Annotated in this window: 19 protein-coding genes; 3 read left to right on the top strand and 16 right to left on the bottom strand. The window is 64.4% G+C overall.

All coding sequences use genetic code 11. The annotated features are described in order from the left end of the window. Positions 1-162: 162 nt before the first annotated feature. Entirely contained in the window at positions 163-954 is a 792-nt protein-coding gene (locus BUS12_RS11275) for a hypothetical protein (RefSeq protein ID WP_074295774.1), read from the bottom strand. Here BUS12_RS11275 and BUS12_RS38770 point away from each other — a divergent pair. Next, entirely contained in the window at positions 953-1,096 is a 144-nt protein-coding gene (locus BUS12_RS38770; protein ID WP_171991628.1) for a hypothetical protein, read from the top strand. The two genes, BUS12_RS11275 and BUS12_RS38770, sit on opposite strands and share 2 nt — an antisense overlap. Before the next feature lie 55 nt (positions 1,097-1,151). Beyond that, positions 1,152-2,936, top strand: a complete 1,785-nt coding sequence (locus tag BUS12_RS11270) for a hybrid sensor histidine kinase/response regulator (RefSeq protein WP_074295773.1) — start codon at positions 1,152-1,154, stop codon at positions 2,934-2,936. A 6-nt stretch (positions 2,937-2,942) separates the two neighbouring features. On the opposite strand, the gene BUS12_RS11265 is transcribed toward BUS12_RS11270, so the two are convergent. From BUS12_RS11265 to BUS12_RS11230, 9 genes are all read right to left on the bottom strand, one after another. Further along, positions 2,943-3,683 carry a response regulator transcription factor gene (locus BUS12_RS11265; RefSeq protein WP_074295772.1) on the bottom strand — a complete coding sequence of 247 codons (741 nt, stop codon included), beginning with the start codon at positions 3,681-3,683 and terminating at the stop codon, positions 2,943-2,945. Positions 3,684-4,220: 537 nt separating this feature from the next. Beyond that, positions 4,221-4,397, bottom strand: a complete 177-nt coding sequence (locus tag BUS12_RS38765; RefSeq protein WP_171991627.1) for a hypothetical protein — start codon at positions 4,395-4,397, stop codon at positions 4,221-4,223. Continuing rightward, complete coding sequence (cydB, locus tag BUS12_RS11260) at positions 4,372-5,376, bottom strand: cytochrome d ubiquinol oxidase subunit II (protein WP_074295771.1); 1,005 nt, start codon at positions 5,374-5,376, stop codon at positions 4,372-4,374. Before cydB ends, BUS12_RS38765 begins: the two co-directional genes overlap by 26 nt. A 24-nt stretch (positions 5,377-5,400) precedes the next feature. Beyond that, on the bottom strand, positions 5,401-6,819 hold the full coding sequence (locus BUS12_RS11255; RefSeq protein WP_074295770.1) for a cytochrome ubiquinol oxidase subunit I: 1,419 nt from the start codon (positions 6,817-6,819) through the stop codon (positions 5,401-5,403). 284 nt (positions 6,820-7,103) lie between these two features. Then, positions 7,104-7,391, bottom strand: a complete 288-nt coding sequence (locus tag BUS12_RS11250; RefSeq protein ID WP_074295769.1) for a helix-turn-helix domain-containing protein — start codon at positions 7,389-7,391, stop codon at positions 7,104-7,106. Continuing rightward, a complete protein-coding gene (locus BUS12_RS11245) occupies positions 7,378-7,710 on the bottom strand; it encodes a type II toxin-antitoxin system RelE/ParE family toxin (protein WP_074295768.1) in 333 nt (110 codons plus the stop codon). Before BUS12_RS11245 ends, BUS12_RS11250 begins: the two co-directional genes overlap by 14 nt. A gap of 603 nt (positions 7,711-8,313) precedes the next feature. Further along, positions 8,314-8,499, bottom strand: a complete 186-nt coding sequence (locus BUS12_RS11240) for a 4-oxalocrotonate tautomerase (RefSeq protein WP_074295767.1) — start codon at positions 8,497-8,499, stop codon at positions 8,314-8,316. A 74-nt stretch (positions 8,500-8,573) separates the two neighbouring features. Then, on the bottom strand, positions 8,574-9,353 hold the full coding sequence (locus BUS12_RS11235; protein ID WP_074297367.1) for a class II aldolase/adducin family protein: 780 nt from the start codon (positions 9,351-9,353) through the stop codon (positions 8,574-8,576). A 50-nt stretch (positions 9,354-9,403) separates the two neighbouring features. Further along, positions 9,404-10,336 carry an urea transporter gene (locus tag BUS12_RS11230; RefSeq protein WP_074295766.1) on the bottom strand — a complete coding sequence of 311 codons (933 nt, stop codon included), beginning with the start codon at positions 10,334-10,336 and terminating at the stop codon, positions 9,404-9,406. A gap of 274 nt (positions 10,337-10,610) precedes the next feature. On the opposite strand from BUS12_RS11230, the gene BUS12_RS11225 reads away from it, so the two are divergent. Beyond that, positions 10,611-11,165 carry a putative glycolipid-binding domain-containing protein gene (locus tag BUS12_RS11225; RefSeq protein WP_074295765.1) on the top strand — a complete coding sequence of 185 codons (555 nt, stop codon included), beginning with the start codon at positions 10,611-10,613 and terminating at the stop codon, positions 11,163-11,165. On the opposite strand, the gene BUS12_RS11220 is transcribed toward BUS12_RS11225, so the two are convergent. The 6 genes from BUS12_RS11220 to BUS12_RS11195 all read right to left on the bottom strand — a co-directional run bounded on the left by BUS12_RS11220 (position 11,140) and on the right by BUS12_RS11195 (position 17,973). Beyond that, positions 11,140-12,072, bottom strand: a complete 933-nt coding sequence (locus BUS12_RS11220) for an alpha/beta fold hydrolase (protein WP_074295764.1) — start codon at positions 12,070-12,072, stop codon at positions 11,140-11,142. The genes BUS12_RS11225 and BUS12_RS11220 overlap by 26 nt on opposite strands. Continuing rightward, a complete protein-coding gene (locus BUS12_RS11215) occupies positions 12,069-12,947 on the bottom strand; it encodes a metal-dependent hydrolase (RefSeq protein ID WP_074295763.1) in 879 nt (292 codons plus the stop codon). Before BUS12_RS11215 ends, BUS12_RS11220 begins: the two co-directional genes overlap by 4 nt. A 27-nt stretch (positions 12,948-12,974) precedes the next feature. Then, positions 12,975-13,880, bottom strand: a complete 906-nt coding sequence (locus tag BUS12_RS11210; protein ID WP_074295762.1) for an SDR family NAD(P)-dependent oxidoreductase — start codon at positions 13,878-13,880, stop codon at positions 12,975-12,977. A gap of 107 nt (positions 13,881-13,987) precedes the next feature. Continuing rightward, the gene (locus tag BUS12_RS11205) at positions 13,988-15,574 is read right to left on the bottom strand and encodes a flavin-containing monooxygenase (RefSeq protein WP_074295761.1); all 1,587 of its coding nucleotides are present in this window, start codon (positions 15,572-15,574) and stop codon (positions 13,988-13,990) included. Between the two features lie 182 nt (positions 15,575-15,756). After that, positions 15,757-16,656, bottom strand: a complete 900-nt coding sequence (locus tag BUS12_RS11200) for a mechanosensitive ion channel family protein (protein ID WP_074295760.1) — start codon at positions 16,654-16,656, stop codon at positions 15,757-15,759. A 336-nt stretch (positions 16,657-16,992) separates the two neighbouring features. Continuing rightward, positions 16,993-17,973: a sulfonate ABC transporter substrate-binding protein gene (locus tag BUS12_RS11195; RefSeq protein WP_143788372.1), complete on the bottom strand. Its 981-nt coding sequence runs from the start codon at positions 17,971-17,973 to the stop codon at positions 16,993-16,995. Between the last annotated feature and the right edge of the window lie 49 nt (positions 17,974-18,022).

The raw sequence follows: 18,022 nt of genomic DNA, 5'->3' as shown, positions 1-18,022 counted from the left end.
AACGGTGATTCAGGGTGGGGGAGCCCTGACTGGTGAGGATGCCTGAGCGCTGCGCGGCTTTCTTATCGTAGGCGGTGACCGGCTGCAAACAAAGCAACATCGCGCGGCACGCGGCGGCGGTTCGATACCGGTACGCCGCCCTGCGAGCGTGGCGCCGTGCTATTAGGCGGCCACTTCATTCAGTTCGCTGTCGCTCGATTCGGCGGCGAGCAGGTTCAGCGCGATCAGAATGGCTGCGCGGTTTTCGGCTTCGATCTCGATGCCGAGCACGTCGATCAGCCAGCGGCCGATCTTCGTATTGGAAAAATCGCCGGCGTCGCCCGTCTTTTTCATGGTGACGCCGAGTTTGACGGCGCGATAGTGATACGAGGGCACGCGATGCTGTGCAGCCACCGCCGACAGTCCACCTTTGCATTCCGAGCACCAGCCGAGGCTGCCGGCCAGCACGATCCGCTCCGGCTCGTCGAGGCCGCCGATAAAGGTGCGCGCGGCAAGGCGCACGCGCGCTTCGTCGAGGCCGTACTGCAGCAGGACGCTTTCGACGGGGTCTTCGAGCGCATGGGCGTGCAGGTCGATTTCCTGTTCCATGCCTTCGTTTTCCATCGACACGTTGCGCTGATGGCAGGCGCTGCGCAGGCAGTCGATCAGATAGCGGCGGAAATACGCACAGAGGGCATAGCCGTTGGACGGCGCGCTTTCGGGGCAGGCGTGGGTATCGGAATGGCCGGGGGTGAGGCGCAGCACCCGGGAGAAGATGAACTGCGCGACCAGTTCTTCCTTATCCTCGCCGAGCGCCTGCAATTCGAGCGGATGGTAGGTGCGCAGCGCCCGCTTGACCAGATCGACCATCGACACCATTTCGTCGCCGGACAGGTGGGTACGACGACGCCACAGGTCGGGCAGGATCGCATTGTCCAGGTTGCGGACGAACTCGCGGCTCGGTACAGCGCCCATGAAAGCCTCCGTCGAAGGATGGGGCAAGGCGCGCGGCGGACCCCGCAAAGGGGGCGGCGAAGGCCGTCTGGGAAGACTTTCGGCCGCGCTGGAAAGTGACTTCAGTATGGTTTTTGCGCGCGCTTTCGCCTATATGGATTAAGTGATAGCTGACAGGTAAACTGCCGGGTAAACCAAACGCGCATGGAGACAGCACGATGCGGGGCGATCCCATCCAGCGAGCGATCGACGAAGACCTGGTGCGTGTGCTGTATGCACAAGACGCCATGGCGTTCTTCACGCATTGGTTTGCGATCGCGGTGCTCGTGTCCATCTACTGGGACGACATGCCGTATCCGCAGCGCTTCTTCGCCTGCTTTGCGTTCTATGCGGTAGCGAACTGCGCCTCGCTAGGGCTGTGGCTGTGGCGCCGCCGCCGGCCGGACGCGCTCACCGCGCGCAACTGGATCAGGCTGCACGCGTTGCGCGGCGTGCTGCTGTACAGCGCACCGGGCCTCGCGATCTGGTTCGCGTTTCATAGCCACCAGGCCGATCTGCCGGTGCTGCACACCGTCATGCTGGTGACGCTGGCGGCAGGCGTGTTCATGTCGAACGGTTTCGACGTGCTCAACTTCTCGACCGGCATCATCTTCGTCCTGCTGCCGGCTATCGTGCTGCTGTTCGGCAGCCATAACTTCGACCGCACCATTCTCGCGATCGTCCTCGCGTTCTTCTTTTGCGCCATCAACATCTATTCGGTGAGCTATCGCAAGCTGTTCCAGCGGGTCGTGCAGGCGCGCGTCGATCAGCAGCAACTGGCGGAATCGCTGGCCGAGCAAAAGCAGGTCGCCGAAGAGGCGAGTCTCGCCAAGACCCGCTTTTTTGCCGCGGCGAGCCACGATCTGCGTCAGCCGCTGCATGCCATCGGCCTGCTCGCGGCCTCGCTCAACGACGCCTCCGTGACCCCCGCGCAGCACGGCAAGACCGCGGCGCACATCGTCAACAACGTCGAAGCGCTCAACCAGTTGTTCAATCAGGTGCTCGATCTGGCGCGGCTCGAAAGCGGCGTCACCCAGGTGATCCGGCTGCATTTCCGGCTCGATGAACTGTTCGAGCGGGTCGGCAGCCAGTACCGGCCGCAGGCGGCGGCGAAGGGGCTGGCGCTGCGCATCGCGCCCACCACGATGGTTGTGCACGACGATCCGGTGCTGCTCGAACGGGTGCTGAGCAACCTGCTCTCGAATGCGGTGCGCTATACCGAGGACGGCGCGATCTGGCTGGGCCTGCGGCGCGCCGGCCGGCGCGGCGGCGGCTATATCGAGGTACGCGATTCCGGCATCGGCATTCCCGCGGCCGAGCAGGAGCGCATCTTCGAGGAGTTCTATCAGGTCGCCAATCCGCAGCGCGACGCGCGTCAGGGGCATGGCCTCGGCCTGCCGACCGTCAAGCGGCTGGTTGGCCTGCTGGGCGGCGAATTGGCTTTGCGCTCGGCGCCGGGGCGCGGCTCGGTGTTCCGCTTTTCGGTTCAGGCCGGCGACCCGGACGGGATTGTGGCGAGCCTGAGCGACGCGGTGGTGGGCGGGCCGTCGGCGCAGGGACGGCACGTACTGTGCATCGACGATGACCCCTCGATTCTCGAAGGACTGACGAGTCTGCTTGGACGTTGGGGCTGTGTGGCGCAGGGCGTGCGCGATGAAGCGCTGGCACTGCGGGCGCTCGCCGAGGGCTTCGTGCCGGACGCGGTGCTATGCGACTACCAGTTGGCGAACCACCGCACCGGCGCGCAGGCGCTAAGCGCGGTGCGCGACGCGCTGCAGCGCAACGGACACGAAGGCGCCGTGATGCTGCTGATTACCGGCGATATGGCCTCGGGCGAACTGGCTATGCTTGCGACCCAGGGGATTCCGGTGCTGCACAAGCCGGTCACGCCGGCGCGCCTGCGGCGCACGCTGGAGACGCTGTGGCAGCAGGCGCAACGCGACGGCGCCAGGGCGACGGCGTAGCCCGCCCTAAAGCGTCTTCCCGGCTTCGAGCCAGCCGTTGATGACCGCAATCGCGGTGGAGCGGTTGTGAACGCCAAGCGCCCGAAAGATCACCGACAGATGCACCTTGACGGTCCCCTCCGCGACACCCAGCTCGCGCGCAATCATCTTGTTGGTCCAGCCGCGGTGCACCAGCCGCATGATGTCCTGTTGCCGCGGCGAGAGATTCTCCAGCAGATGCTGCTGATGCGGCTGCAGCGCGGTGACCTGGACAAGCGGTTCGGTCAATGAGGGGGCGGCGGTCGCGGTCGCTGCGCTGGCGCTGGCCGTGCCGGCCGGTGCGTTTTGCGCCGCGGCTTCACGCGTGCCGAGCAGGCTCAATGCTTCCATCGGCACATACGCGCCGCCGGACAGCACGAGCTCGATCGCCTTCAGCATGACGCTGGCGGGCTGGCGTTTCGGCACGAAGCCGAGCGCGCCGGCCGCGAGGACCGCACGCATTTCATCGGGCGACTCTTCGGCGGAAAGCACCACCACCGGCAAGGCCGGATGTTCTTTGAGGAGAATTTCGAGGGATGCCGCGCCACTCATGCCGGGCATGTGCAGATCGACGATCGCCAGATCGTGATCGGCGTCGGGCCGCGCGGCGGCGGCGAGCGACTCCCAGGTGTCGGCCTCGTCGAACTGCGCGTCCGGGTCGAGTCCGCGTAGCAATCCCTTGACGCCCTGGCGGATCAGTTCATGGTCGTCGGCCACTAGAAACTTCATGATGTCTCCGCGTGTCGGCACTGCGCGTTAATATTTTCCACCGTTATTCCGCCGATGCCGGACGCGGATGGCGCGTCCCCCGTCCTGCGCCATCCGTCCCGTCAGGCCGCCTGGCCAAGCGTGGCCTTCTCTACCCCGTGCCTTCCTGACTGCAAGGCTTATGTTCTAACGTTGCGTTGCTGGTGCTTCACCACCCGATGTCGCGATCATATGCTTGATCGGCGTCTACGGGTGTCTCTCAGGGCGCTCGGGCGGCGTCTTCGGCTCCTGTACGGATCCCCCGCGCAGCAGCAAACGGTGCCGGTGCCGGCGGCGAGGAAGTTTCCTGCGCTGCCGGCGGGACGGCCCGGTCGTGCGTTGTCTGGCACGCCGGTTCGCATCCCTTCACCTGACGACCGGATTGGCTGCGGCCTGCTACATAGACGTGCATGTTCGCCCGATTTTAAAGCACCGGATGTGAGGTTTAACAATTGCGTCCGCCTTGCCGTCCCCCGGATGGCCGCGTGACCACGTGACGGCATGACCGGCGGCCGTCCGTCACCGCACGGCGAAGAGCGTCAGGTTCATGAGGATCTTGAAGGCGAAGCCGAGCGACATGGCGCCCCCCACGCCGACGCACCACAGCGTGATAAACCAGACCCAGCCGGGCAGCGCGCGCCGCATGGGCGCGGCGGGCGGCTGCTGCGGCTTAGTGATAGTGATGTTGGTCGTCATGGCTCACCTTGCCGCGAAATACCCAGTAACCCAGCGTCGTATAGGTCAGGATGATGGGAATGATCACCGCGGCGCCCGCCAGCGTGAACATCTGGCTCGAACGCGGCGCGGCCGCTTGCCAGAGGGTCATGCTGGACGGAATCGCATACGGCCACAGGCTCACCAGCAGGCCCAGATAGCCGATCAGCACGAGCGCAAGCGCCAGCACGAAAGGCGTCTTGTGATGCCGCTCGCGCACCGCCCGGCGCATGAAGAACGCGCACACCGCGACGAGGAACGGCACGGGCAGCAGACGGTAGAACAGACCCGACGCAAACCAGCGCTGCGCGATATTGGGATCTTGCAGCGGCGTCCACAGGCTGACCATGGCGATGAAGGCGAGCAGGACGACGGTCAGCGGCCACACGACCCGATGCAGGCGGCGCTGCAGATCGCCTTCGGTTTTGGCGACCAGCCAGCAGCAGCCGAGCAGCGCATACGTGACGACGAGTCCAAGACCTGTCAATAGGCTGAACGGCGTGAGCCAGTCGAAGGCGCTGCCCGCATAGCTGCCGTCGACGACCGGAATGCCCTGCAGGAACGACCCCAGCACGATGCCCTGGAAGAACGCCGCACCGGCCGAGCCGCCGATAAACGCCAGATCCCACAGATGTTTGGTGCGGTTCGCCTTGGCGCGCAGTTCGAACGACACGCCCCGGAAGATCAGGCAGGCGAGCATGAAAATCAGCGGCAGATACAGCGCCGACAACACGGTCGAGTAGACCACTGGGAACACCGCGAACAGCCCGGCGCCGCCGAGCACCAGCCAGGTCTCGTTGCCGTCCCAGACGGGCGCGACGGTGTTCATCATCAGATTGCGCTCTTTCTCATCGGGAAAGAACGGAAACACGATGCCGATGCCCAGATCGAAGCCGTCGAGCACCACATACATGAAGAGGCCCAGCGCGATGATCGCGGCCCACACTACGGTGACATCCATTTTCTAACCTCGGTACGGTGTGATTCAGGCTGCGTCGATCAGTCGATCGGCGGCCGGCATGGGGCGGCGTGCGGGTGTGCCAGGCGAGTGAGCGGGTACGCCATGCGGTGTCTGGCCGGGCAACGCCGGACCCGAGCGCATCAGCTTGAGCATGTAGTAGATGCCGGTGCCGAACACGAGGAAGTAGACGATCACGAAGGCCATCAGCGAGATGCCCACCTGCTGCGTGGTGAGCGGCGACACCGCCTGCGAGGTGCGCATGACGCCGTACACGACCCATGGCTGGCGACCGGCTTCCGTGGTCACCCAACCGGCCAGCAGCGTGATGAAACCGCTCGGGCCCATCGCGACCGCGAGCTTTTGAAACCACTTCGCGTCATACAGCTTGCCGCGCCGGCGCAGCACCCAGGCGGTGATCGACATCACGATCATCAGCACGCCGAGCCCTGCCATCACGCGGAAGCTCCAGAACACGATGGTCGAATCCGGCCGGTCCTCAGGCGGGAATTCCTTCAGGCCGCGAATCTCGCCGTTCCAGCTGTGCGTGAGAATCAGGCTGCCCAGATGCGGGATCGAGATTGCATCGCGCGTGGTCTCGGCCTTCATGTCGGGAATGCCGAACAGGTTGAGCGCCGTGCCGCCTTTCTCGGTGTTCCACAGGCCTTCGATGGCTGCGATCTTGGCCGGCTGGTACTTGCGGGTGTTCAGGCCGTGCTGGTCGCCGACGAAGGCCTGGATCGGCGTGAGGATCAACAGCAGCCACAGCGCCATGGAAAACATCTTTTTCACGGCCGGGTCGCGGCGGCCCTTGAGCAGATGCCACGCACCCACGGCGGCCACCACCAGCGCTGCGACGATAAATGCAGCCAGCGCCATATGCGCGAGCCGGTACGGGAACGAGGGGTTGAAGACGATCTTGAACCAGTCGAGCGGCACGACATGGCCGTTTTCGACAGCAAAGCCTTGCGGCGTCTGCATCCAGCTATTGGAGGCGAGGATCCAGAAGGTGGAGATCAGCGTGCCGACGGCGACCATCAGCGTGGCGCCGAAATGCGCGCGCGGACCCACGCGCTGCCAGCCGAACAGCATGATGCCGAGAAAGCCCGCTTCGAGGAAGAAGGCGGTCATGACCTCGTACATCAGCAGCGGCCCGGTGATCGGACCGGCGAAACGGGAGAAGCCCGACCAGTTGGTGCCGAACTCGTAGCTCATCACGACGCCGGAAACGACGCCCATGCCGAAAGCCACTGCAAAGATCTTCGACCAGAACAGACACAGATCTTTGTAGTAGGCCTTACCGGTTTTGAGCCAGCGCCATTCGAGCACCGCGATGAAGCTGGCGAGTCCGATGCTCAGGGCGGGAAAGACGATATGAAACGAGACCGTGAACGCGAACTGAATGCGCGCCAGGTCAAATGCGGAAATTGTCGAAGCGGGGTTCATAGCGCTAATGCCGGAAAACAGCCTACGCGCGTCGACCGTTGTCGGTGCGCACTGCAGTGTGTGCAGATCGCGCAAGAGTAGGGGAATGCGCAGTATTTTGCTGCATCGCGACGTGCGTCGAAAAGCCGCGCAGAAACTGCTGATGTGACGATTTAGAGATACTAAATCGTTGATCAGTATCAAATTTTTGCCGGAGCGCCGCACATGATGATGCGGCACTCGAAATGGAAACTGCGTCAATACACCGCGCTGCAGCAGACGCTGCCAGGCGCGGTTGGTTTAGATCAGGCGATGGTAATGACGAGCTTCTTGCCGCATGCGGCGGCGTATTTACGCAAGGTTTCGATGGACGGCGAATGCTGACCCGACTCCAGCGCGCGCTCGAGCCGCGTCACGGCCGGCGCGTGGGTGCCCATGCGTTCGGCGACCTGCGCCTGGCTCAACCCGGCGGCGTGACGTGCCGCGAGCATCTGGTCGAGCACGGCGTATTCTTCGCGATTCAGCCGTTCTACTTCCGCGCGGACTTCAGGGTCCGCGAGGGCCAACTTCCGCAATTCCTTATACGTTGCCACGTTTGACCTCCAGCAATCTTGTACGAGCCACTTCCAGTTCGTTTCGCGGCGTGTCTTGCGACTTCTTCACGAAGGCGTGAAGCATGACGACACGACAGTCCACGACCGAGCAATAGAACACTCTGGCAATTCCCTCTGCTCCTTTCAACCGCATCTCGAAGAGGCCGCCGCCCATGGATTGGGTGTGCGGTTCCCCGAGATTCGGACCGTATTGCTCCATTCGATCGGCCAGCGTGATGAAGCGCGCCAGCAATGTCTTGGGCAACGAAGCCACCTGGGTTTTGACCTTCTCACTATAAAAGTCGATCTCAAATGCCATTGGAATCCATCATAACAAATATGTTACCGTCAAGCAAGCCCCTCTTCAGCCCCTCTTCAGACCGATCGAATCATTTTCGCGGCGGCATCTGCGTGGAATCTGGAGATGCCAGCCGCATCGTGAGCGTGGATCAGGAGCGGGGAAGGCGAGGCGCCTTTGCTACCGGAGGAGAAACTCAGGATAACGGAATGAATTCGTTCCGGGCATCGGCCGAATGGCTAGCTTTGGGAGGCGTCAGGCGGCCTCGGAGTGGGGGACGACGCAGGATGGCGTCCTACGCGATGGTAAGAAGTGTTTGAATCTGTAAATTGACATTTGGTGCCGACGATATGAGTCGGCACTCGCAGGCCCGTGCGATGCGGGTGTGCCTTGACGCAGGCTTTCCTCGGACGTAAGGACTACCTGCTGCGCCGTTACAAACGCAGTTTTTGCATCTTGAGGGGCGCTCAGGCAACGGATATTGTCGGGGCTCTCGTGTGATCGACCCCGACACGCGAGTGTGGTCTCGCGGCGTCCCGCTTCAATGCGGTGACGCCGTCTTTTTTTGCATGCAGCGCCAGCGCGTGTCCGCGCCAGGCGCAATCGCATGCAGCGATGGCCGGCCTAGGCGTCGCTCCAAAGCTTGCCACCCGTTGCCCAGTTTTCGCGCTTCACGTCGGTCAGGATGATCTCGACCGAGTTCGGCTCGACCCCGAGCGAGTCGCAGGTCGCTTTCGTGATGGCTTCGACAAATTTGCGTTTCTGCTCGAGCGTGCGTCCTTCGAACAGTTCGACATGAAACGTAGGCATGGGGATTCTCCGTGAATGAAGTTGATGGTCAATGGGGTGTCGAGAACGAATGCAGGCGCACGCACGCGCACGCGTCAGTTGCGATACGAGCCGTCGATGCGATCCAGCTTGCGCAACAGCGCAGGCCATTCCAGCGTGCCTTCCACGGCGCCGCCGTCATACAGTTGCTCGGCCGTGCGGTCCGCCACCGCGGCGCACGGCAGCACCAGCTCCATGCCGCCGGCTTGCGCCTGCAACTGGATCTCACAGGCCTTGATCAGCGTCGCCATCAGCACGTAGGCTTCCGCGACCGTACGGCCGGCAGTCAGCGTGCCGTGATTGCGCAGCAGCATGGCGGACTTGTCGCCGAGATGGGCTACAAGCCGTTCGCCCTCTGCCGGGCTGAACGCCAGCCCCTCGTACTCGTGATAGGCGAGCTGTCGATGAAAACGCAGCGCGTGCTGAGATGCCGGCAACAAGCCGGCCGGCTGCAACGAAACCGCGATGCCGGCCGTGTTGTGCAGATGCATGACGCAGAACGCGTCGGCGCGTGCCGCGTGCACGGCCGCATGCAAAGCGAAACCGGTGGCGTTGACCGGATGCTCGCTGGCCCCGACGATGTGGCCGGCAATATCGATCTTCACCAGGTTGGAGGCGCAGACTTCGTCGAAGGCGAGGCCGAACGGATTGATCAGAAAGTGGCCCGGCTCGTCGGGGACGCTCGCGGAGATGTGCGTATAGACGAGGTCGTCCCAGCCGTTTAACGCGGCGAGCCGATAGGCGGCGGCCAGATCGACGCGGGTCTGCTGTTCCGCGGCGGACAATGGGCCCGCCGCGGCGATGCGTCCGGCGGGCGTGTGAGTGAACGACATGATGTCTTCGATCCCATCCATGGGTTGCGGGTAAAACGGCCGTTACCTGACGGCTAACCGGTGCGCGTGACCGAGCGCGGCGGCCGTCGCGAGTGGGCTGGCTTGAGCAGGGTGCGCGCGCGCTTGCCGTGCTGCCAGCGGCGCACCAGTGCCTGCACGCTCCACGTCGCGGCCACGAACGGCGCCGTCATGGCCGGCAATCCGTAGCGCGACGCCAACTGTTGCAGAACGATCACCAGCAGGATTGCTCCGAGCGCCGCGATCCAGCCGGCTTCGGCGAGCGCGAGCGCCGTCAGCGCGCCGTTGAATCCTAGCAGGCCTGCGTCAAACGAGGCAGGGCTCGCGCCGAGCAGCAGATGCGCCGCGCTGGTGATACTTGCGCCTGCCAGCGCGCACGCTGCCAGCCGGTACGACGACGCAGCGATGCCGGCCAGCACCAGCACGCCCGCTATCGCGCCCGCTGCAAAGCCTGTCTGCGCGAGTCCCGCAAGCACGCCGTCCGGGATGCGGGAAAAGGCGGCGAGGTGGGCGGGTCCAGGTGGCGCTGCACCGGGTTTGAGCAACGGCAGCCACAGCCAGGTGACGATCAGGCAAGGGCTCGAATAGACGCTTGGCGCGCCTCGCGTGCGCAGCCAGCGTGACCACGGCTCGATGCCCCAGCCCGTGACGAGGCCCGCGAGAATCGCCACTGCGGCGGCGGTGGCGTCGTCGGCAATAAAGGTGAATGCGGCGAGTCCTGCCAGGGCGCCATTGAAGCCGTGCAGTCCGTCGCGCGTATCGGCTTCGCAGTGGCCGGCCAGCACCGCGCCGATATTGGCCGCCACGGCGCCGCTCAGCGCCGCGCAGGCGAGACGCGGGTCGCTGACGAGCCATGCCGCGACGAGGCATGCGCCGGTGAAGGCGTTGCGCTGCAGGACGATCTGACCGAGACTGCGCAACAGCGTGCGCAGCGCGGCGGATTCTGCTGGATGGGATGCTGCGTGCATGGTGGCGAGGCAGTGCGACGGAGTGGCGATGTGGCTCAGTGGAGGGGCCGCGTGCCGCGAAGGCGTTGCGGTTGATGCTTTGCGAACCGCGAGCATAGGGCAGCCGCGTCGCGCCCGTCATCCCGGCGCGATGATAGTGGCTATTTGCGATGCGCGTTGCGTGGACAGCGCACACCGCCCGGTCTTGCTACGATAGTTCTCCGGCACGCGCGGCCTCGTGCGCAGACGCTTGCGAACCCGTGCCCGCCGCGCCGATCCTCAAGGAGGCAAAACCATGCGTGAAGTACGTTGGACATCGGAAGAGGGCGACGGCATCGAACACCTGGCGTTCGATGCGCGCGACGAAGGGTTCTTCGTGGAGAGCGTCGTGGTCGGGCAGCGCTATGGGAAGGCTTACGGCCTGTACTACCGGGTGCGCTGCGATCCGCGCTGGCACGTCACCTACGCCTTCCTCAAGATCACGGGCGGCGGCGAACTGGAGCTGCACGGCGACGGCGAGGGTCATTGGCGCGATGGCCAGGGCGGCACGCTCGCTGCCATAGAAGGTTGTATCGACATCGATATCGCGGCGACGCCGTTTACCAACACGCTGCCCATCCGCCGTCTGCAACTGGCCGAAGGCGAGCGCCGGCCGATCGAGGTGGCGTACATCTCGACACCGGATCTGCAGGTCACACGCGTCGAGCAAGCCTACTCGTGCATCGCCTTGAACCGCGAATATCGTTATGAAGGGATCTTTCGCCACTTCAGCGCCAACCTGACCGTGGACGAAGACGGCCTGGTGATCGACTACCCCACGCTGTTCACGCGCTTGCCGCGAACGCGCTGACGCCGTTCACCCTCGCAAGCGGCGGATGTTGAGCGGCGAAGCGGTCGATCCGCGCGGCAATGCCCGCGGGATCGCGCAGCACGACCCAGTGGCCGGCGTCGATCGGCTCGCGCGTATAGTCGCCGAGCCAGTGTTCGAGCCCGAGCGAGAGCGCCGGCCCCACGTAATGATCGCGCAAGGGCACGATGAATTGCACCGGCGCATGGGCTCGGCGCGCACGGGGATGAAACAGGCGGTCGATGAAGTTGGCCCGGTACAGGTTCAGACCGTTGAGGCCATTGCGTAGCTGGGCGGGGTCGCGTTCAACGCGAACATGCTCGGAGAAGCGCAACCACAGGGGCCAGCCACGCGCGACGCCGCCACGCCATGCGAGCTCCGGCAAGAGCGGCAGATGAAACAGATAGATGTACCAGGACTTCAGCGCTTGCCTTAGACCGTTCGCGATTCGCCGCGCGGCGGGTTGCCCGGAGGACGCTCCGCCGTGGCCGCGCAGGCCGAGCGCGGCATGGTCGAGACACGGGCCGGAGATCGACGTGTACGACGCAATGCGGCCTTCGAACGCCACGCTCGTGACGGCCTCCCAGCTCTGGATCGACCCCCAGTCGTGGCCGACCAGATGAAACGCTTCGCCACCGCAGGTCGCATCGGCGACGGCGGCGAGATCGGCGGCGAGCCGCTCGAGACGATAGCCGGCCCGGCGAGGCGGCGCCTCCGAGGCGCCGGCGCCACGTACATCGTAGGTAATCACGCGGTAGCGCCGGTCTAGTTGCGCCCGCAACGGTTCCCACACCGCAGCCGAATCCGGATAGCCATGCACCAGCACCAGCGGTGGTGCTTCGCGCGGCCCGCTGACGTACACCGCGAGGCGTACGTCGCCGGCGTCGACGACCAGCGCGTCGCGTATCACGCGACCGCCCGCACGCCGCGGCGGCTTGCTTTCAGCGCGGCCGGATTGGCGGCGTTGGCCGAATCGACCGCGGCGACGAGACCGTCGATACGCGTCAGTTGCGCACGATTGTCGTGATCCCACGGGTGGTAGCTCGGCTTGAAAAAACGCAGCCATTCCATGGCGATGCCCGGAAACACGCCGTGCCTCGGTCCGTAGAGGAACTTGACGACCCGCCCCATGCCGCGCAGATGACCGCCGCGTTTGCGATCGGCGATCAGGAGGCGTACGTGGTAGTCGAACACAATCAGCCAGAACACCAGCGTGACGGTCAGCATGGTGCCGGTGCGCAGCAGGTAGCGGCCGAGACCGGGCTTGACCACGGTGTTCCACACATCGAACGAGACCGCTTTATGCTCGGTCTCTTCGAGCGCATGCCAGGTCCACATCTGCGCGTAGCCTTCCACCGATCCGCCCACGCGCGTGTCGTCCTCCAGCAGAAGGCCGGCCAGCATGGCCGTGTAGTGTTCGAGCGCGACGGTCATCGCCAGTTGAAACGACTTCGGCATCTTGCGATTGAGGTTGAGGAACATCGCGAGACGCCGGTCGAGTTTGTGCGCAGGCAGTCCGGCGTTCTGCAGCAGATCGTTGTACTCGATGTGCTCGCGGGTGTGCATCGCTTCCTGGCCGATGAAGCCGAGCACCTGCTTTTTCAGCACCGGATCGTGGATGCGGTCGCGATAGTTGCGCACGCTGTCCATGAAAAAGCGCTCGCCGGCGGGAAACAGCAGCGAGAGCGCGTTGAAAAAGTGCGTCACGTGTGAACCCTGCTGATGCCAGTCGCAGGCACGCTCAGGGGGTAAAGCGAAACGAAGGTCGCGGCGAACAGGCATCATGGCCTTTCTCCTTATGGTGCTTTGGGATTACGCGCGCCGTCCGGCAGCCTCGGCTGCGCGGGCGCGCTTGTGCGCGATGCGATGCATGCGGCGCGTCTGCATCACCACCAGCGCCTGGTAGGCAGCCGGCAGCGTGCGGGCGAGCCAGTCGGCGGCCCGCGCATCGCGGCCGATCAGCACGCGCCGGCGGTTCTTGCGCACGCCGTCGAGAATCACGCGGGCGGCTTCGTCGGGCGTGGTGATGAAGAACTTTTCGAAATCGTCCTTGCCTTGCTGTTCGCTCTCGATCATGAAGCCCACCATGTTCGAGGCGATCCGGCTCGATTGCGCGATGCCGGTGTGGATGCCGCCCGGATGCACGCAGGTGGCCGACACGCCGCATTTCATCAGGTCGAGCTCCTGACGCAGCGCCTCGGTGAAACCGCGCACGGCGTACTTGGTGGCGTTGTAGCCGCTCATGCCAGGTTGTGCGAAGAGACCGAACACGCTCGACGTATTGACGATGTGCCCTGCGCCCGATGCCTTGAGGTACGGCAGGAACGCCTTGGTGCCATGCACGACACCCCAGAAGTTGATGCCGACGATCCATTCGAGATCGGCGTAGTCCATGCCTTCGATCGTGCTCGACAGCGCCACCCCCGCGTTGTTGAACACGAGGTTGACGCGATCGTGCTGGGCCGCGGTTTCGGCGGCCCAATCGAACATGGCCGCGCGATCCGCCACGTCGAGCACACGCGTCGTCACGCGCAGCGGCGCGCCGACGATCTGCGGCGCTTCGGCCTGTGCGAGCCTGGCCGTTTCGGCGAGGCTCGTGGCGTTACGGTCCGCGAGCGCGAGGTGGCAGCATTCGCGCGCCAACTGGATGGCGAGCGAGCGGCCCATGCCCGAACCTGCTCCGGTAATCGCGGCAACCCGGTCTGTGAAACTCTTCATTGCGTTCCTCCTATTCCTCTCTGAGCGGTGCCTTGTTGTTTTTTCTGTGTGTGAAACGGTGATGCCGGTGTGATCGAATGCATGTTGATGAGCGTGCCTGCTACTTCTCAAGTCGCTTCCGCGGACGACGGTGCGCTCGCGCCGCTTTGCATGACCGCCGCGGCATGTACGTGCGGCGCGCTGTTCGGCTGCGCCTCGGGCGTATAGGCGAAGTAGTCACCCATGCTGAAGGTGCTGGTGGCCTGGCGGAAACGGAATGCAAAGCCGGGCCACAACGTGGTGTTCTTGCCGGTCTTCGGATCGAGATACCAGCTCTTGCAACCGCCGGTGGACCAGATCGCGCGGCCGAGCTTTTGCTGGATCTGCTCGTTGTAGGCGCGCTCAACCTGCGGACGCACCTCGATCGCCGCGGTGCGTTCGGTCTTCATGGTCTGCAGGGCGCGCAGGATGTACTCCACTTGCGACTCGATCATGTACACCATCGAGTTGTGGCCAAGACCGGTGTTCGGGCCGACGATCATGAAGAAGTTCGGATAACCAGGCAGCGCGGTGCCGAGGTAAGCGTGCGCGCCGTCGCGCCAGGTATCGACGATATCGACGCCGCCTTTGCCGCGCACCACACCGCGTGGGAACGGGTCCGCCACCTGGAAGCCGGTGCCGAAGATCACGCAGTCGGCAGGATGGCGCACGCCGTCGGCCGTGACCACGGCATCTTCTTCGATTCGCACAATTCCGCTCGTGACGACCGAGACGTTCCGGCGCGACAGGGCAGGGAAGTAGTCGTTCGAAATCAGGATGCGCTTGCAGCCCATCGTGTAGTCGGGCGTGAGCGTGGCGCGCAATTGCGGGTCGGCCACCTGACGGCGCAGATGACGCAGCGCGATCTTTTGCGCGGTCTTCATCAGCGAAGGATGCACGGCAAAACCGAAGGCTCGCGATTCCAGCATGCAATAGAGGCCCGCGCGCATGATCTTCTGGGTGAACGGCAGATGCCGGAACAACCACTGTTCGAGCGGCTTCACCGCGCGGTCGGCCTTCGGCATGATCCACGGCGGGGTGCGCTGGAACAGATCCAGTTGCGCGACGCGCGGAGCGATCTGCGGCACGAACTGGATCGCGCTCGCACCGGTGCCGATCACGGCGACGCGTTTGCCTTCGAGCGAATAGCTGTGATCCCATTGCTGCGAGTGGAAGGTCTTGCCCTTGAAGCCGGCGAGACCGGGAATGTCCGGCAGCGCCGCCCGCGACAAGCCGCCCATGCCCGACACCAGCACGCGCGCGGACCACTGCTGGCCGTTGGCGAACAGCATCTGCCAGCGATGGCGCGTCTCGTCATAGGTTGCGCTGACCAGTTCGTGCCCGAAGCGGATATGGCGCGCGACGCCGAAGCGCTGCGTGCACGCTTCCAGGTAAGCGCGGATCTCCGGCTGGCGCGCGAACATGCGGGTCCAGCGCGGATTGGGCGCGAAGGAGAACGAATAGACGTGCGATTGCACGTCGCAGGCGCAGCCTGGGTAATGGTTGTCGCGCCAGGTGCCGCCGACCGAGTCGGCCTTTTCGGCGACCATGAAGTCGGTCATGCCGGCCTGGCGGAGCCGGATGGCCATGCCGAGCCCGGCAAAGCCCGAGCCGATAATCGCGACCTCGGTCTCGAGGGGCGCCAACGCGTCGGGAGGCATGGTGCGTGCGTTCATCCGATCCGTCTCCTTTTATTCACTATTAACTGTGACATTGAGTGATGTAACAATAGAGGCTGAGATCGAATCGCGCAAGCGGCGGTTTAGATTGCGGACTCTATGGGGGCGGGCGGCGAGCGCCGCGGGGATGAGGCTGGAGGGGACGGACAAAAGCGGCCGGATGCCTCCGGCCGCTTCCTTTACTGCGTGATGGCGCGTGGCGCCGCAGTTGTGCGAACCGGCGCCAGTTCGCTCGCTTCGCTGCTCTGCACGATATGCAGCTCCCGCGTGCGCACCGGCAAGCCGCATTGCGCCTCGTTGAGCGCCTGGCGCACCTGGCGCGCGAGGTCCCAGCGCATATCCCAGAACACGTCGATATTCGCCCATACGCGGACGTTGAGCACCACCGTGCTGTCGTCGAAGCGGCTCACCATCACTTGCGGTGCGGGCTTCGGCAGCGCGCGCGGGTCGGCGGCGGCGAGGCTGCGCAGGGCGGCCAGCGCGCGATCGACGTCGTCGCGCACCGAGATTTCCACTTCCAGATCCAGACGGCGGGTCGGATTGCGGTTGTAATTGCGGATCGAATTGCTCCACAGCGCGCTGTTCGGCACGTATTCGCAGATGCCGTCGGATTTGGTGAGACGCGTGGTGAACAGGCTGATTTCTTCGACCGTACCCGCTACGGTACCCGTGCCGGCTTCGATCGAATCACCCACCTTGAAGGGCCGCAGCAGCAACAGCATGATGCCGGCCGCGATGTTCTGCATGGTGCCTTGCAGCGCGAGACCGATGGCGAGACCGGCGGCGCCGAGCACGGCGACGATGCTCGCCGTCTGAATGCCCAGTTGCGACAGCGCCCCGATGATGGCGACCACGCGAATGCCCCACAGGCTGGTGTCGCATAGGACAGGGCGCAGCGTGGCGTCCATGCGCGACTGCCGGGTGAGCAGACGGTTGAGCGAGCGCGAGACGCGGCGCGCGACCCACCAGCCGACCATGAGGATCAGCGCGGCGGCGCACAGGTGCATCGTAACGGTGGTGAGTCCATCCCAGAGGAAAGTCCACTGGTTCGGATGGATCTCGGCGAGAAGATTCTGCATGGCCTTGACGGTCCTTGTTTTCTGGCGACGGCGCGCAGCGCGCCGCGCGGTGGTTCAAAAGAGGCAATGGGTGCCGGCGCGCCTGCACAGGGCAAGCGCTATGCCGCAGCGGCGGGGCAACCCGGGAAACGACGCTGTGAAGCGTGCGGAGAAGGACCGGTTCGAAAAGGGAAAGTTCTACCGGTACACGCTTTTTGACAGTTTGACTGAGCGGAAGGTAAGCGGCGGGACGCACATCATACGGGATGTGCGTGGTCGGGCGTGGCGCTGTCGGCTTGCGATCCGCGCTCCGTTTTTCACTTCATGTCGTACGCGGTTTCGTACTCCACGGCGTGCTTACTTCGCCGCGAGGCTCGCTGCGACATCGCGGTTTTGCCAGACATTGTCGCGGACTGTGATCTTTTGCGGAATCAGATGCGCGCCGTAGAAAGCATCCGCGACGTTTTGCTGGGACTGGACGATCTCGTCGGTCACGGCCGTGGTGCCGTACGGGTAGCGGCGTACCCAGGTCTCGACCAGTTTTACATCGAGACCCACCTTCGGGGCGATCAACGCCGCGGTTTCGTCCGGATGCTGGTTGACCCACAGGCCCGTGGTGCGCAACTGGCCGAGCAGCGCGCCGATCACATCGGGATGTTGCTGGGCGAAGTCGCGGGTGGCCTCATAGAAGCTGTGCGCGGTGTTGACGTTCGAATAGTCCGCCAGCGTGCGCGCCTTCAGCGTTTGCTGGGCGGCGGCATAGTAAGGATCCCAGATCACCCAGGCGTCGACGTCGCCGTTCTCGAATGCGGCGCGGGCGTCCGCAGGCGCCAGGTAGACCGGACGAATGTCCTCATAACGCAAGCCCGCCTTTTGCAGGACCTCGAGCAGCAAAAAGTTCGAACTCGAGCCTTTTTGCAACGCGACGCGCTTGCCCTTCAGATCGGCGATCGTATTCAGCGACGAGCCGGGCTTGACGATGACCGCCTCGGTATGACGCCCCTCCGGTTCCGCCCCCACGTACACGAAGTTGACGCCGCCCGCCTGCGCGAACACCGGCGGTGGCGCACCCGTATAGCCGAAGTCGATGCCGTTGGCGTTCAATGCTTCGAGCAGTTGCGGGCCGGCCGGAAACTCGAACCATTTCACGCTGTAGCCGAGCGGCTTGAGCTTCTGTTCGAGCGAGCCTTGCGCTTTGAGGATCGCGAGCAAGCCGGCTTTCTGATAGCCGATGCGCAGGACCTTGCCCGATGCATCGCCGGTATCCTGAGCGAAGCTGTTGCCGGCGCCGAGCAGCGTCAAGGTGGTGAGCGCGGCCAGCGCGGTCAACGCGCGCATCTTGCTTCGTGTGTCGCGGCGTGAGCGGGGGTTCGGATTGCGTGTCATT

This window comes from Paraburkholderia phenazinium, from assembly GCF_900142845.1.
GTDB classification, from domain to species: Bacteria; Pseudomonadota; Gammaproteobacteria; order Burkholderiales; family Burkholderiaceae; genus Paraburkholderia; species Paraburkholderia phenazinium_A.
This window is presented reverse-complemented; position numbering and strand designations above follow the sequence as displayed.

Coding starts and splice junctions, on each gene's coding strand:
- BUS12_RS11230 (WP_074295766.1), bottom strand. CDS start 10,336: ATGCACGCAGCATCCCATCCAGCAGAATCCGCCGCGCTGCGCACGCTG.
- BUS12_RS11265 (WP_074295772.1), bottom strand. CDS start 3,683: ATGAAGTTTCTAGTGGCCGACGACCATGAACTGATCCGCCAGGGCGTC.
- BUS12_RS11245 (WP_074295768.1), bottom strand. CDS start 7,710: ATGGCATTTGAGATCGACTTTTATAGTGAGAAGGTCAAAACCCAGGTG.
- BUS12_RS11270 (WP_074295773.1), top strand. CDS start 1,152: ATGCGGGGCGATCCCATCCAGCGAGCGATCGACGAAGACCTGGTGCGT.
- cydB (WP_074295771.1), bottom strand. CDS start 5,376: ATGGATGTCACCGTAGTGTGGGCCGCGATCATCGCGCTGGGCCTCTTC.
- BUS12_RS11205 (WP_074295761.1), bottom strand. CDS start 15,574: ATGAACGCACGCACCATGCCTCCCGACGCGTTGGCGCCCCTCGAGACC.
- BUS12_RS38770 (WP_171991628.1), top strand. CDS start 953: ATGAAAGCCTCCGTCGAAGGATGGGGCAAGGCGCGCGGCGGACCCCGC.
- BUS12_RS11255 (WP_074295770.1), bottom strand. CDS start 6,819: ATGAACCCCGCTTCGACAATTTCCGCATTTGACCTGGCGCGCATTCAG.
- BUS12_RS11210 (WP_074295762.1), bottom strand. CDS start 13,880: ATGAAGAGTTTCACAGACCGGGTTGCCGCGATTACCGGAGCAGGTTCG.
- BUS12_RS11200 (WP_074295760.1), bottom strand. CDS start 16,656: ATGCAGAATCTTCTCGCCGAGATCCATCCGAACCAGTGGACTTTCCTC.
- BUS12_RS11240 (WP_074295767.1), bottom strand. CDS start 8,499: ATGCCTACGTTTCATGTCGAACTGTTCGAAGGACGCACGCTCGAGCAG.
- BUS12_RS11275 (WP_074295774.1), bottom strand. CDS start 954: ATGGGCGCTGTACCGAGCCGCGAGTTCGTCCGCAACCTGGACAATGCG.
- BUS12_RS11195 (WP_143788372.1), bottom strand. CDS start 17,973: ATGCGCGCGTTGACCGCGCTGGCCGCGCTCACCACCTTGACGCTGCTC.
- BUS12_RS11215 (WP_074295763.1), bottom strand. CDS start 12,947: ATGATGCCTGTTCGCCGCGACCTTCGTTTCGCTTTACCCCCTGAGCGT.
- BUS12_RS11225 (WP_074295765.1), top strand. CDS start 10,611: ATGCGTGAAGTACGTTGGACATCGGAAGAGGGCGACGGCATCGAACAC.
- BUS12_RS38765 (WP_171991627.1), bottom strand. CDS start 4,397: ATGACGACCAACATCACTATCACTAAGCCGCAGCAGCCGCCCGCCGCG.